This window comes from Mesorhizobium sp. A623 (genome assembly GCF_054489405.1).
The window spans coordinates 20,564-34,148 of the sequence record NZ_JBTMXB010000021.1; the positions used below are offsets into that span (position 1 = coordinate 20,564).

Below are 13,585 nucleotides of genomic sequence, written 5' to 3' on the forward strand. Positions count from 1 at the left end.
GCGTTAAAAGTTGTCCAAATAAAAGGCGGGTCACGAAACCGTGACCCCTCAGATCGGTAACATCTGCGCCGTGCACGGCGAATGATTTTCATGAGCGATGTTCATGGCGATACCAAGCAAGGTCTGGCAGAAACAAGGAGACCGTCGATGTCACTACCGATCCCGAAGAGAGCACAAGTGCTCTATGCCGCCGCGCTGATCGCCATATCCGCCGGCGACGCTGCGTCCGCGAAAATGAAGCCTCTGACTGTCGTCGAACTTTTCACCAGCCAGGGCTGTTCCTCCTGCCCTCCCGCCAACGCCAATCTGGTAAAACTCGCCGGCCGTCCGGGCGTATTGGCACTGAGCTTTGGTGTGACCTACTGGGACTACCTCGGCTGGAAGGACAGCTTCGCAAAACCTGAGTTTACAACCCGTCAAATTTCTTACGAGCCGTCTTTGGGACGCTCGGGACCATTTACGCCCCAGATCGTCGTGGACGGAACCGTCGATACGGTAGGCAACCGGCTTGCCGACATCGAAGCACTCATTTCCCGCAGTCACACAGGCAACAAGCCCCTGTTATCTCTCGCCGCAAACAAGATCAGGATTGGCAAGGGAGAGGCTCCTGGCGGAAAGGCCGATGTATGGCTAGTGCGCTTCCAGCCGGGGATCGTTGAGGTGCCGATCGCCCGAGGCGAAAATACCGGACGCACCCTGCCGCACGCCAATGTCGTGCAGTCACTGACAAAGCTCGGCACATGGACGGGCAAAGCTGTCGTACTGCCACTGCCGACTGCCAGGGGCAGCCTTCGCACCGCTGTCCTCGTTCAAACGCCAAAGGGTGGACCGATCCTGGCTGCCACCACCAATTAGAAATTGCGCAAGGCCGCTCAAGCGGCACCGCATGTACCGGCCCGCCTCTCAGCGGGCCATTCAACCAGAGGAGACAACCATGACCAATCTTACCCGTCTGACGCTTCCAGCCCTTGCCTTCGCGCTTGCTTCGACGGCCCTTTTTGCCGGCGGCGCTGCCCGCGCCGAGGACGCAATGAAGCCTGCAGATTCCATGAAAACTGACGATGCCATGAAGCCCGCCGATTCTATGAAACCTGATGACGCGATGAAACCGGCCGATGCCATGAAGGCCGACAAGAAGAAAGACTGTATGGACAAAGCCGCCACGGAAGCCGATGCCATGAAAAAAGCTGAAGCTACCAAGGCCTGCGACAATATGTAAACAGAGCGCCTGGTGGCGACAGGCTCAGTTAATCAGTGACCTGCCTGAATTCGGCAACAGATGCGCCGAGATCGAATTAGATAGGTAGGCTCAGGACCTATTAACGCTTATGGATAGGCCTTGATGCTTACAGGTTGTCCCGGGGATAGGCCCGGGCCAAGCCACTCGGAGAAACCGGGTCCAACAACGTAAGGTCACCAACCTACATTCATCTTTGCTGCAAGTGCGAAGGGACCGTTCTCCACGGCATTGATGCAACGAGGCTACCGCCTAGATCTTTGACTTTGTAGGCTGATCAGCGGACGCGCTCGGACACTGGCCTTGCGACCAGCATGTTGCGGTTGGCGATTTTGATGTGAATGGCGATCTCGTTCTGCTGGGCGCTGAATGTGCGGGATGTGAGTTTGCCGTCGTTGATCCTCTTGATGCGGGAGATGACGGTTTCGACCAGTGATCGTGTGCCGTATAGCTGCCACTTCGCGCGCCCGACCTGGCGCTTGGATAGATCAGGTCAATGAGCAAGTCGGAGATGCTGTCTTAATACCTGGCGAATGGAATCGAAAGCGCGACGTGTCGCTACAGGCCGCGATTGCGACCCTTCTACGCGTCGTCCCTCTTCTCGCGGTCTACACCTCGCTCATACAATTCGGCATCAATGGGGCAGTTCGTGCAACCCTCGTAGCAGCACAGGCGGCAGATGCGGTATGACTGCTCGAGCTTTTCCAAGCGATTTCGGAGAACGCGTTCAGCGATGTCCGATAAGATTTTCAGTTCGTCTGGATTAAGGATCGATAGCCCTTCGGCAATCACTTGATCGCGCGAGGCCAGGACCTCGTCGCTCGCGACCTTGCCGGCTGGAGTAAGATAGAGGGATCGCGCGCGTCCGTCTGTCGAGTGCTCCCTACGCTCGATCATTCCCTCGGTCGCCAATCGATCCACCAGGCGAACGGTCCCTGCATGTGAAAGGCCCACCCCGACCGCAAGCATACGGATCGAGAGCCCGGGCTTGTGCGCGAGCAACGCCAGCGCTGAGGCGGCGGGTCCAGCTTCCGGCGCCCGCGATGAACTAGCGCGAACGATGTCGTCGCTGATCATGAGTGCGAACGCCCCGAAAATATTTCGATCTCGAGGTCCATCCATTGCCACATCTATATGTGCGCGGAGCATAGACAGCAAGTCATACCATGGTCCTCTTCATCCGCGCGGGTTATGGAAAAAGCTCTGTTTTAAAAGGGTTTCGGAGGATTTCGACTGATCGAGCGCGCCGAAAAAAACGGGTCCGGCTCGTCCAGGCCGCGGAACCGTTGATACCTGGCGGCTATAGGGCAAGCCTCTCGGGGGGAATCGCCGTAGGTCGCGCCCGAGAATCACCGCGCGTCAGCGCCGTCATCCAGCTCGTCTGCTCTCGCTTTTCGTGTTGACGTTCGTGAGGCCTACGGATATGTATATGCGCGGCGCATACATAGTGGTGTTGTTCCATGCCTTCAATCTCATTGCCCGACGGGCGGAGCTTAAGGTTCAAGTGCGCCGGGCGGTCGCTGAGCAAACCGCAGATGCGCGGCTAGCTGCGAAGCAAAAGGAGACGCGAATGACAGTTAAGGTCGCTATCAACGGCTTTGGACGCATCGGACGACTTGAGCGCCGGCCGCATCAAGTCGAAATTCCGCGAGGTCGCGCGTTTGCTCGGTAAAGGCATCGCCGATGCCGATGGCATCGTGAGGTAGCGAAGCGCGAGCCAACAGCCACTCGACATCACTCGCTTATTATTGTATGCGCAGCGCATATAATACAACGCTGCCCGGTCGACAGACATCGTTCATGACGTTGCCACGAGACCCATTGTTGAGGAGTTTTAGATGAGCATTTTCGACCGTTACGAATTTCTTGTCCCCGAGCACGACCGGAAGGATCTCGCCCTGCTTAGATGGGCTCTCGTGATCGTATTTCTGTGGTTCGGCGCGATGAAGTTCACAGCGTACGAGGCCTATGGTATCGCCCCGTTTATCGAACACAGCCCGATCATGAGTTGGCTGGGCATGTTCGGGACGCAGGGGCAGAGCTATTTCATCGGCGTTATCGAGCTATCGACCGCTCTCGTTCTGATCCTTGGTGCATTTCGTCCACTCTTCTCTGCGCTCGGCGCACTGATGTCAGCGGCGACGTATCTGATCACGCTGACCTTTTTCATCACCACCCCCGGTGTCGCGGAGCCGACTGCCGGCGGCTTTCCTGCGATTTCGGCTGCACCAGGGCAGTTTCTACTGAAGGACGCAGTTCTGCTGGCGGCGTCCGTCGTGCTGCTGCTTGCTTCGGTCCGCCAAAGAGGCGCGCTTGTGCCCTCGTGACTGTGGTCCTCTCGCGAAGGCGGATGCGCAAATCCTGCAGAACCTCCGCGGGGCATGGATGCTCCGTCGTGATATCCAGCCCGGCGGCGCTCAGCTGCATGGCGACGCAGTCTTCGCTCCCTTCGGCGAAGGCGCGCTCGCTTATAGAGAGAGCGGCATTCTCACACTGGCAGATGGCAGTGAATTCTCCGCGTATGCAACGATCCTTGCCGGCCTGATCTGTCTTGTCGCGGCCGGCGCGGCCATCCATGGCTCGCCGAGCCTCGCGGGTACCCTACGGGCGATCCCGGTCGACACCAGCAAGGGCGAGCAGCACGCGTCTTCCTTCTGCGCGATCAACCCGAATGGCAAGGTTCCGGCAATCGTCGACACCGAGGGGCCGGGTGGGAAGGAAGCCCGCGTCTTCGATTCCACCGCAATTCTGATCTACCTTGCCGACAAGACCGGCCAGTTCCTGGGCAACCCGAGGATCGGCCGGAACTGCTTTCGTGGCTTCTTTTCATCGCCTCCGGCCTCGGCCCGTTCTCCGGTCAGGCCGTGCATTTCCAGTATGCGGCGCCTGAGGGCCTCTATTATGCGGTCAATCGTTATCGACGCGAAACCGAGCGCCACTACCAGGTGCTGAACGATCATCTTGAAGGGCGAAATTCCATCGTCGGCGAGACCTACACGATCGCCGATATGTCTGCCTGGGGATGGCTTGCGGCGCGCCGCCGCGACCAGCAGTCGAGGCAGCATCGCTTTGAGTTCGAAGCGCCGATTGAAGCGGTACTGCGCTTCGGCCAGTTACCGTTCGGAGTACTTGAAGAAGTGAAACGCGTGGTAGGTTCCGTCCCAGGTCACGCCGCCACGGCGTTCTGTGCAGCCTCGAATACATCGCGTGCGGACGTCGTACCCGCTACATGCTCCGTATTCTCGGCTCCGAGGTCCATCCATCCCGCGTTCACGGCCTCGAACATTTCTTCGGCAGGTCCGGTGTGGCCCTTCGGGATGCCGAACTGCTCGAACGCTTCCGCCCACCCTGCACGCGGGACTGCAAAGGCTTTCACGTCGCGATTCAGGACTTCGCCCAATTGTTCCGCGACTTCATCCGCGCTGACCATCGACCCAAGCTCGATGACGCGATGCCCTGGCCAGGCTGGCCCAGTCAAAAGGATTGCGACCTCTGCGCCGATGTCGTTGGTCGCGACCATGGTCGTTTTCCGGTCTGTCGGATTATTGTAGACTGGCAGCATTCCGCCCTGGGCGACATGAAAGCCGTAAAGGAAGTTTTCCAAGAAGCCGCCTGCGCGCACAAAAGCGATTGGCGATGTCATGTCGCGAAAACCTTGCTCCAGAAGCGACAGCGCCGTGATCATCCCGAGCCCGCTGGTTCTGTTGGCACCCATCGACGAAAGCGCAACCACTCGCGGCGGCGTTGCCTTGGTGAGCGCCTCGACATAGTTGGCAATCACGCCCTTGGCTTCCTTGTAATCGGGCGAGGGAGCCCAGACAGAGGGCACCATGACAAACGCGCCTTCGACGCCTTTGAGCGCCTGCTCGATGGCTGCCGAGTCATTCCAATCGCCGTCTACCAATTCAACGCCCTGGTTCGCCCAGCTTGACGCCTTCTCGCGATTGCGGACAAGCGCGCGCACTTCCTTGCCTTGTGCCAACAGATGTTGTGCCGTTGCACCACCGACTTGTCCGGTAATTCCCATAACTAAAAACATGCGTTTTCTCCTATTTTAGGGACAAGCAATGCCCCTGTTGGTTTAGCGGATGAGCGGCAAAATGGCCCGGATACGGGGATCGCGCAGATAGAGGCCGCCCCATGTCATCGCGCCCAGAAGCAGGGAAATAAGTTCCGGCGGCGATCCCAACTCACCGATGCGGACATGGGCGCTAATTGCGCCTCCCAGAAAGCCAGTCACCAGGATGGCGCCGAGGACGGCGGTGGCCGGAATGGCGTAAAGGATGGCGCAGGCGAGTATGATCGGGCCCACGATACGGGTCAGGTCCATCGCGAACCCGGTTTCCTGCAACATGCTCGCGATCTGTACGGGCGCGAAAAGCTGAATAGTCCCATCTGCCACCAGAGCGATAACGACAAACGCGCTCATTATCCGGCCGGCCCACAGGGCGCGATGCAAGGTCATAGCTTCAGGCGCGTGATGCAGGTTCATAGTTTGGAACACTTGTCGTTCTCCGATGGGGGATCCCATATTTGAAGCTTACTGTGTCCCTTAGCTATGATAAACACCGAGGGAATGAACTCATTGTTCTCTCTGTGGAGAACAATTCCGAGGCACGAAAATGCAGAATCTCGAACCCATCCTCATTTTCATAACGGTAGCGGAAATGGGGAGCTTCACCCACGCAGCCGATAGCCTGGGCATTCAGAAAGGAAGGGCCTCAACGGCGGTCCGGAAGCTGGAAGAAGATGTCGGTGTCAGGCTTCTGCACCGGACGACGCGCAGCGTGCAGTTGACGGAGGACGGACGGGTATTTCATGCGCGTGCCCGCAATCTGCTCGCGGAAGTTGACGATCTCCACTCGATGTTCGCAGGCGATCGCGTGGCACTTCGCGGGCGTCTACGCGTCGATCTTCCGACCGAGGTGGCACGGACAACGATCGTGCCGGCCTTGCCGGATTTCATGGCGACTCATCCAGAGTTGGAGCTGGAGGTGTCGAGTACGGATCGGCAAGTCGATCTGGTTCAAGAGGGGTTCGACTGTGTATTGCGGCTTGGACCCATTGGGGACGAGACGCTGATTGCCCGCCCATTGGGCCTGTTGCGCATGGCCAACGCTGCCAGTCCCGCCTATCTTGCGCGCTATGGCGTCCCTCGATCGCTAGAAGATCTCCAGAGTCAGGAACATCGGACAATTCATTTTTCGACAATGCTGGGCGCAAGACCCCATGGATGGGAATATCCCAACGGCGACAGCTACGCGACGCTTCAGTTGCCAGGTGCGCTACACGTCAACAGTGCGCAGACCTACGAAGCCGCTGCCCTCGCCGGTCTTGGCCTGATTCAGGCGCCAGTCTTGGGGATTGGCCGATACTTGGAGAGTGGAGCGCTTGTGGAGATCATACCCGATTTTCGTCGCCGGGCGATCGCTGTGTCCCTCGTCGTAGCACATCGGAGCAATCTGTCGCGCCGAGTCCGCGCATTCATGAAATGGATCGAAGATGTGCTGACGCCGTATATGGAATAGCGAGACGAACATCTTCGTCCGGCCCTCGAAATCAACATTCCGAAGTTACGTCCGCCGGTCGGCGGCCTGGCGGTCCAATAGAATGCGACACTGAAACCGGCGACCTTTGAAGTCCGACATGAGATATCCTCAAACTTTTCCGCCTCTGTCTCCCTGGATTGATTCCAACGTTTGGAACGCTCTGTTTCGTGCGGCGATGATGTCATCGGGATGGGCTTTCCAGACGAATGGTGCGGGGCTGTCGGCATTGTATTCACGGATGAAGCGGTTGATGGCGGCCTGAAGATCGACGACGGAATGGAAGACACCATGCTGGAGCCTGCGTCGGGTGAGTTTGGCGAAGAAGCCCTCGACGGCATTGAGCCAGGAAGAGGATGTTGGAGTGAAGTGGAAGGTCCAGCGCGGGTGACGGTCGAGCCATGCGCGGACCTTGTCCTTTTTGTGCGCGGCGTAATTGTCGTGGCGCACATGGATTGCCCTGTGCGCCACGAGTTCGTCGGCTTAAATGCGGCGATCGAGAAGGAAGCTTAGTCGTGCTGCTGAGGCTAAACCGCAAGACCGGTTTCGCAGACGAAACGAACAGCAAGGCGACAGGGGGGTTCACGTCCTAATATGCCCGTCGGGATCGTGGGTATTGCGCGGCCGGATGCCTCGTGGTGGCACCTCATGTGGATCGGCCCCGACGAACCGCCATCACGGATCTGGTCACCCCGACCATGCGTCAGGGGAAGGTACCCGATGTCGAAGGTCGTGGCAGACATTCTATTTGTCCCGACCGGATCGAACGCCGTTCAGGAAGATTTCCACTGCAGACTCGACCGCTTCCCGTGCCTCTTCGGCCGAGGGTGGCGGGCGCAGCCCCAGGACGACCTGCAAATGAAGGTTGTCGCGTATCATGCCGACGAATTGGTCGGCCATGCGCGGGCAGTCACCTGTCTTGATTTCGCCTCGCTTGCCCGCCTCTTCAAGGATCTCGGCAAGCCGGGATGTTGCCCGGCCCGGACCCTGTTCGTAGAACGTCTTGACGAGGTCGGGAAAGCGGTTGGCCTCGGAGAGGGCGATTCGATAGACGCCGATCAGGGAAGGCGACATATACGCTTCCATGAGATGCCGGCCGAACAGGGTCAGGGTCTCGCGCAGGTCGCGCCCTTCGATCCCCTCGATCACCGGCGACAATATTCTATCAGCGTTCCTTGTGACGATGGCGGAGAACAGGCCCTCCTTGTTCTTGAACGTACTGTAGATATTGCGCTTCGACCCACCCGCACGCTCGATGATCGCGTCGATGCTCGTCGCTGCGTAGCCCTGCTCGAAAAAGACTTCCGCCGCAGCGCGAAGAAGCGCCTCCCGGCGACTGCTCTGCCGCCCTGACCTGGCTTCGGGCACAACTCTGCTCCTTGTGAGAATCTACCTCTTGACTGGTAACAGTCATTACCATAAATGTCAATCAAGATGGTAACGCTTATTACCGGAAGCTTCCATGGCCCAACGCAGCAAGAAGATGATCGGCTTCGCCTTGTGCCTCTCCGCTTTGGTGGTGGCGGCCGGAGGGTGGGCCTGGGCCAGTTCAGGCGACACGATAGCGACCGACAACGCTTATGTCCGCGGGGACGTGACCTCGCTCGCTCCAAAGGTTGGGGGCTATGTCACGGCGGTGGAAGTCAAGGACAATCAGGCCGTCCATGCAGGTGACATCCTGTTCCGGATTGATGACCGGGATTACCGCGCGCGGCTGGCGCAAGCTGCCGGCAATGTCGAAGCGGCCAAGGCCCGCCTCGCCAATGTCGGTGCGGAAACGCAACTTCAAGACGCTCTCATCCGGCAGGCCGAGGCACAAAAGCGCTCGGCCGAGGCCGATCTGGATCTCGCGGCCAAGGCATCCGCCCGCCGCCATGAGCTTATTCAAAGCCATACGGTGAGCCTGGCCCAGGTCGATGAAAGCGATGCCGCGCTGGCGAAAGCCAAGGCCGGCGTCGCCGCGGCAGCAGCAACGGTGGAGGCGCAGAAGAAACAAGTGACCGTGCTCGCGGCTCAGCGCGAAGCCGCGGTGGCCGGTGTTGCACAGGCGCGTGCGGCGCGCGATCTCGCCCAGATCGATCTCGACGACACGGTCGTTCGCGCACCCGTCGACGGCGTCGTTGGCAACCGTCAGGTTCGCGTCGGCCGGCTTGTCGCGCCGGGCGCCTCGCTGCTCGATCTCGTCCCGGTCAACGACGTATGGGTGGTCGCGAATTTCAAGGAAACCCAGATCGAGCATATCCGGCCCGGCCAGCGTGTGCACATCACAGTCGATGCCTATCCGACGGAGACGTTTGACGGCGAGGTGGACAGCTTCGCGCCCGGCAGCGGCTCGGCTTTCAGCCTGCTCCCAGCGGACAACGCGACAGGAAATTTCGTACGTGTCGTTCAACGGATTCCAGTGAAGATCCGGCTCATCGGCAATCCGTTGCCCGGCCACCTCCTGCCCGGCCTGTCCGCACGCGTCGAGGTCGATGGCGGACCTGGCTCATGACAACGGCTGCCGCCATCGCGCCGGGCCGCGGCCGAACCAAGTCAGGAGCCATTCTTATCGCGGGCATTGTGCTTGCCACGTTGACGGAGGCGATCGCCAGCACGGTCCTATCGCTCGGGCGCGGCGACATCATCGGGGACACCTATGCGACGCCGGACGAATTCGCCTGGCTGGATGTGGGCTACACATCGCTGAAGCTGATGGCATTCATGGCCGCGCCCTGGCTGATCGGCCGTGTCAACCCGCGCGGCCTCGTCGTAGGCTCGACCCTAGTCATGGGCGCGGCATGCGCCCTTGCCGCCGCCACGGCGCGCCTGGATCTGCTGGTTGCGCTTCGCGTCATACAGGGCTTTTCCGGCGGCGTTCTGCTTGTCGGCGGCCAGACGCTCATCTTTCTTGCCTATCCACGCCATCGCCAGCCGTTCCTTCAGGCACTATTCGCGATGGGGTCGGTCGTGGCCCCGGCGACGATCGCGCCGGCGCTTCAAGGCTGGTTGCTCGACAGCAAATCCTGGACATGGATATTCTTCAGCGTTGTTCCCGTGGCGTTGGCGGCTGCCGGGCTGATGCTGCTCGCGGATAGCCCCACGCCGGCCAGGACCATACGGCGGCCGTTCGACTGGATCGGCTTTCCGCTCATTTCCGTAACGCTCTTCTGCTTCACTTACGCCTTGAGCCAGGGTAGCCGGTGGGACTGGTTCGAGGAGCCGCGCATCGTTTGGCTGACACTGATCGGCACGGCTGCCCTCCTGACATTCATCGGCCGGCAGATAATCGCCAGGCGCAGCGGCCTGCTCGATTTTACCGTGTTCCTGTCAACCGACTTCTCCTTTGCCTTCGTTGTCAGCTTCGTCGCCGGCGCCGCCTTGTTCGGCAGCGCATATCTGATCCCGTCATTCGCGATATCCGTCCTCGCGTTCACGCCTACGGACGCGGGCCTGCTCCTGTTGCCGAGCGGCGGGCTTTTCATCGTCTCACTCCTCGTCTCCGCCTTCCTCATGCAGGCGCGCGGCGTTCCTCCGGTTGCCACCGTGCCTTTCGGGATCCTGATGATCATGGTTGCGATGTGGATGCTCTCCGGCTCGGCCGGCGAAAGCGGCGCGGATGACATGATGGCGGCCATCCTCTTGCGCGGCCTCAGCCTCGGTTTTCTCTTTCTTTCGATCACGCTGATCGCCTTCGACAAGCTCGAAAGCAGCAATCTTGCCTCCGGTATCGGCCTCTTCAACGCAGGCCGCCAGCTTGGCGGGCTGGTGGGAGTGGCCGGTCTCCAGACGTTGATCCACGATAGTGTCGTCGCCAATGCGGCGGTGCTCGGCGCCCACGTCACGGCCGGGGTTCCTGCGGTCGGCGAGAGACTGGCGGCGGCGACAGCGATGCTCGTGGCAAGAGGAATGGATGCCGGCGAAGCCAGTCAGGCAGCCGTCAGCCTTTTGGGCAAGGCCGTCGTCGGTCAGTCCACTGTGATCGCCTTCGACACTGCGTTCAATGCGGTGGCGTTGCTATTTGCCGCCGCCGCGCCGGTGCTCATTGCGATCAAGATCGGCCTTTCGCGCTATGCCAAGTCGCGCGCGGCACGGACGCCCTTGAAACTGATCCCAGGCCCGGTCCGGCAAGCGCTCGCCCTCGGCGAAAATTCCTGCAAGGCTGGACAGGCTGAGGAAGCCGCTATCGTAAATGTCCCAGCTAGTGACCGCTAGGCAATCATGTGAGGCCGAGTCCCCATCGACCGCGATCATCTGGCGGGGTACCCGTTCGGCAGCCACATCAGGAAAATACAGAATGCATCCTGCAAAATCGTTCGGCTGCCCAGCTTTCCCTGCCCCGTCAGTATTGGTCGTGGCGAGGATCGCAACTTGCCCGTTTGGCCAACGCGCGTACCTGACAGTTTGCCGGGTTGTGTCTGTCAGGCGGTTTCGCGCATCGGTGCCGGCAGCTTTTCCCGGGTGTGGATAAGCTCGCCGATGGATGCGGCCTGCATCTTGCGCATGACATTGCCGCGATACAGTTTCACCGTCATCTCACTGATGCCGAGATCGTAGGCGATCTGCCTGTTGAGGCGTCCGCGCGCCACTTCGTGCAGCACTTCGCGTTCGCGCGGCGTCAGCGTCTCGAGGCGTTTGACATTGCGCTTCACCACCTCTGCTTCCGTTCTACGCTTGGCATCCGCGGCAATGGCCGCGGTCACCGCATCGAGCAATGTCTGGTCACGCACCGGCTTGGTCTGGAAGACGATCGCACCGGCCTTCATCGCCTGCACCGTCATGGGGATGTCGCCATGCCCGGTCAGGAAAATGATCGGCTTGGGGTTGCCGCTCCGCGCCAGATGGTGCTGCAGGTCGAGGCCGCTTGACCCCGACATGCGAACATCCAAAATCAGGCATCCAGGTCGATCCAGCAGGTCTGCCTCCAGCAGATCTTTTGTCGAAGCGAAGGTCGATGGCCGGCCAAGAGGATGAGTTCGCACAATCCCTCTCGAACGGCCTCGTCGTCGTCCACGATCACGACGAGCGGTTTGTCCGGCTCGCCCTTTTGCTGACTTTGCGGTGCTGATCTCTGCAGTAGCGGCTGTTCAAGTCTCATCTTCACCCTCCTGGTTATGCAACGCTTCGCTCACGGCTATCCGCGAGGGTACCGGGGTGTCGCTTGTTCGGCACTCCGTGCCCTGCGGTCGAATCGAAGGGCTTCGGCCTCGGTCGCCTCACATCGCGGCAGTCGTGAATTCTCTTATAGAATTCCGAACGATTCCATCGGGCAATCGTCGCAGAGCAGTTCGTTGCAAAATCGACAGACGGTGAGTGCCGACGCGGCATCCTGGGGGAGTTTGCCGGCCATGTTCCGGGCGATACGTTCCAACGCGGCCTGGTCCTTGAACGAAAGTCCATCAAGCATCGATGCCAGCGTCGTGCGGCGACGTTCCAACAGGGCAACTCGCTGATCAAGGCCCGCATCGGTAAGTTCCAGCGCCACGGCACGGCGGTCATGGGACGCCGGACTACGCATCGCGAAACCGGCGGCGGCCAATCGGTCAACCAACCTCACCGTTCCAGGATGCGAAAGCCCGAGGATATGGCCGAGGTGATCGATGGACAGACCGGGCGCATGGCCGATTACGACTAGGGCAGCAGCGGTTTCGCCGCCCAGCGGGAAACCTTCCAGGGCCGCCTGGCGGATCCGATCGGCAACCCCAAGCGCCAGTGCTCCAAATAAGTTGATCAGCCGTTCCGAAGATTGAACCATTCGTCATTGCCTCATCCGTGTCACTCCCATATATATGCGTGACGCATACAAATAAATAGGAGTTTTCGATGTTTGATATGAAAAATCTACGCAAGCTTAAGCATCTCGATGCAGGTGCGAGCGACGCAATGCAGGCGTTTTGGGCTTTCGATAAGGCCGCCTTTGCCGAAGGTGCCATGACCGTCCAGGAAAAGCAGTTGATAGAGGTGGCTCGGTTTGTTTGGACAGTTTCGCGCGATTTCTAAGTGGAGTGTCTGCCGGTTTCACGCCGCTGCGAGAAGCGGTTGGTTGAAGTAAGCCTGATCGGGTGTCTTGCGGTCAAGTGCGCGGCGACAAACAAGGTGAGACCCAGCGTCAATCAGGATGAGACTCGGCGGCGGGGGTGTGACGAAGGGAGGGCGTAGCCCGACCGGAGTTACACCCCCGCCGCTGCGCAATTTTTCAGCGTCTCATGATCGCGGTCGGCCCGGTAGCTTGGTGGTTTCTGGAATGGAGAACCATCTTTGTGCCGGGTCGCCATGTAACCGATCATCAGACGAGGCTTTTTATGAAGTACCGACAAAACAATTCCATCGAGGTCGCCGCCGCCAAGGCGTCGATCAGCAGGGCGACGGCCTATCGCATCAAGAAGGACGCGCACCTGCCATCGCAAAAGCAAAAGGCTCGCGGCCGGCGCAGGCCTGACCCTCTCGAGCATCTCTTCGATGCTGAGATCGTTCCCCTTTTGAAGGCGGCGCCAGGCATCCGTGTCGTCGCCATCTATGAGGAGATGCTGCGGCGACACCCGGAACTGAGCGCGGGCATTCGCCGGACGCTGGAGCGGCGCATCCGGTCATGGCGTGCCATCCACGGCGAAGAGCAGGAGGTTATCTTCCGCCAGCTTCACGAACCCGGCCGGCTCGGGTTGTCGGATTTTACCGACATGGGCATTCTCTGCGTGTCGATTGCTGGCCAGCCTCTTGATCATCTGCTCTACCGGCGATGTCACGGTAACGGCTTGTGAGGAGCCATGGCGATAGACGCACATGCATGAACAACTTGCCCATCAGCTAGACCTTGTTGCAGGGA

At 59.9% G+C, this 13,585-nt stretch carries 12 protein-coding genes, 5 pseudogenes and 1 other annotated feature; of the genes and pseudogenes, 9 read left to right on the forward strand and 8 right to left on the reverse strand.

What is annotated here, in order from left to right; genetic code table 11:
- Positions 1-147 precede the first annotated feature (147 nt).
- Complete coding sequence (locus ACX3P1_RS19120) at positions 148-855, forward strand: DUF1223 domain-containing protein (RefSeq protein ID WP_459081230.1); 708 nt, start codon at positions 148-150, stop codon at positions 853-855.
- Between the two features lie 79 nt (positions 856-934).
- The gene (locus ACX3P1_RS19125) at positions 935-1,219 is read left to right on the forward strand and encodes a pentapeptide MXKDX repeat protein (RefSeq protein ID WP_459081196.1); all 285 of its coding nucleotides are present in this window, start codon (positions 935-937) and stop codon (positions 1,217-1,219) included.
- 132 nt (positions 1,220-1,351) lie between these two features.
- Positions 1,352-1,404, reverse strand: a sequence feature (sul1 is cis-regulatory element that is thought to sense ions involved in sulfur or methionine metabolism; They are found in Alphaproteobacteria).
- Positions 1,405-1,819: 415 nt separating this feature from the next.
- Here ACX3P1_RS19125 and ACX3P1_RS19130 read toward each other — a convergent pair.
- A complete protein-coding gene (locus ACX3P1_RS19130) occupies positions 1,820-2,314 on the reverse strand; it encodes a MarR family winged helix-turn-helix transcriptional regulator (protein ID WP_459081197.1) in 495 nt (164 codons plus the stop codon).
- 761 nt (positions 2,315-3,075) lie between these two features.
- Between ACX3P1_RS19130 and ACX3P1_RS19135 the strand changes: the two genes are divergently transcribed.
- Both ACX3P1_RS19135 and ACX3P1_RS19140 read left to right on the forward strand, forming a co-directional pair.
- Positions 3,076-3,564, forward strand: a complete 489-nt coding sequence (locus ACX3P1_RS19135; RefSeq protein WP_459081198.1) for a YkgB family protein — start codon at positions 3,076-3,078, stop codon at positions 3,562-3,564.
- Positions 3,565-3,808: 244 nt separating this feature from the next.
- Positions 3,809-4,263, forward strand: a pseudogene (locus tag ACX3P1_RS19140) (glutathione S-transferase family protein); the annotation flags it as partial.
- Here ACX3P1_RS19140 and ACX3P1_RS19145 read toward each other — a convergent pair.
- From ACX3P1_RS19145 to ACX3P1_RS19155, 3 genes and pseudogenes are all read right to left on the reverse strand, one after another.
- Positions 4,249-4,350, reverse strand: a pseudogene (locus ACX3P1_RS19145) (IS1595 family transposase); the annotation flags it as partial. The pseudogenes ACX3P1_RS19140 and ACX3P1_RS19145 overlap by 15 nt on opposite strands.
- A 53-nt stretch (positions 4,351-4,403) precedes the next feature.
- Positions 4,404-5,276 (reverse strand): NmrA family NAD(P)-binding protein, encoded by an 873-nt coding sequence (locus tag ACX3P1_RS19150; protein WP_459081199.1) that lies wholly within the window; start codon positions 5,274-5,276, stop codon positions 4,404-4,406.
- Between the two features lie 42 nt (positions 5,277-5,318).
- A complete protein-coding gene (locus tag ACX3P1_RS19155; RefSeq protein WP_459081200.1) occupies positions 5,319-5,741 on the reverse strand; it encodes a DoxX family protein in 423 nt (140 codons plus the stop codon).
- 118 nt (positions 5,742-5,859) lie between these two features.
- Here ACX3P1_RS19155 and ACX3P1_RS19160 point away from each other — a divergent pair, with 118 nt between their 5' ends.
- Positions 5,860-6,765, forward strand: coding sequence for a LysR family transcriptional regulator (locus tag ACX3P1_RS19160; RefSeq protein ID WP_459081201.1), 906 nt, complete (start codon positions 5,860-5,862; stop codon positions 6,763-6,765).
- A gap of 129 nt (positions 6,766-6,894) precedes the next feature.
- On the opposite strand, the pseudogene ACX3P1_RS19165 reads toward ACX3P1_RS19160, so the two are convergent.
- Positions 6,895-7,251: pseudogene (locus ACX3P1_RS19165) on the reverse strand (transposase); the annotation flags it as partial.
- A gap of 276 nt (positions 7,252-7,527) precedes the next feature.
- Positions 7,528-8,151, reverse strand: a complete 624-nt coding sequence (locus ACX3P1_RS19170) for a TetR/AcrR family transcriptional regulator C-terminal domain-containing protein (protein ID WP_459081202.1) — start codon at positions 8,149-8,151, stop codon at positions 7,528-7,530.
- Positions 8,152-8,245: 94 nt separating this feature from the next.
- On the opposite strand from ACX3P1_RS19170, the gene ACX3P1_RS19175 reads away from it, so the two are divergent.
- Both ACX3P1_RS19175 and ACX3P1_RS19180 read left to right on the forward strand, forming a co-directional pair.
- A complete protein-coding gene (locus ACX3P1_RS19175; RefSeq protein ID WP_459081203.1) occupies positions 8,246-9,277 on the forward strand; it encodes an HlyD family secretion protein in 1,032 nt (343 codons plus the stop codon).
- Positions 9,274-10,977 (forward strand): MFS transporter, encoded by a 1,704-nt coding sequence (locus tag ACX3P1_RS19180; protein WP_459081204.1) that lies wholly within the window; start codon positions 9,274-9,276, stop codon positions 10,975-10,977. The genes ACX3P1_RS19175 and ACX3P1_RS19180 overlap by 4 nt, the downstream gene beginning before the upstream one ends.
- Positions 10,978-11,183: 206 nt before the next feature.
- Here the strand turns inward: ACX3P1_RS19180 and ACX3P1_RS19185 are convergent.
- Positions 11,184-11,860, reverse strand: a pseudogene (locus ACX3P1_RS19185) (response regulator transcription factor).
- A gap of 144 nt (positions 11,861-12,004) precedes the next feature.
- A complete protein-coding gene (locus ACX3P1_RS19190; protein ID WP_459081205.1) occupies positions 12,005-12,517 on the reverse strand; it encodes a MarR family winged helix-turn-helix transcriptional regulator in 513 nt (170 codons plus the stop codon).
- 68 nt (positions 12,518-12,585) lie between these two features.
- Between ACX3P1_RS19190 and ACX3P1_RS19195 the strand changes: the two genes are divergently transcribed.
- A complete protein-coding gene (locus ACX3P1_RS19195) occupies positions 12,586-12,762 on the forward strand; it encodes a hypothetical protein (protein WP_459081206.1) in 177 nt (58 codons plus the stop codon).
- Between the two features lie 260 nt (positions 12,763-13,022).
- A pseudogene (locus ACX3P1_RS19200) lies at positions 13,023-13,493 on the forward strand (IS21 family transposase); the annotation flags it as partial.
- Between the last annotated feature and the right edge of the window lie 92 nt (positions 13,494-13,585).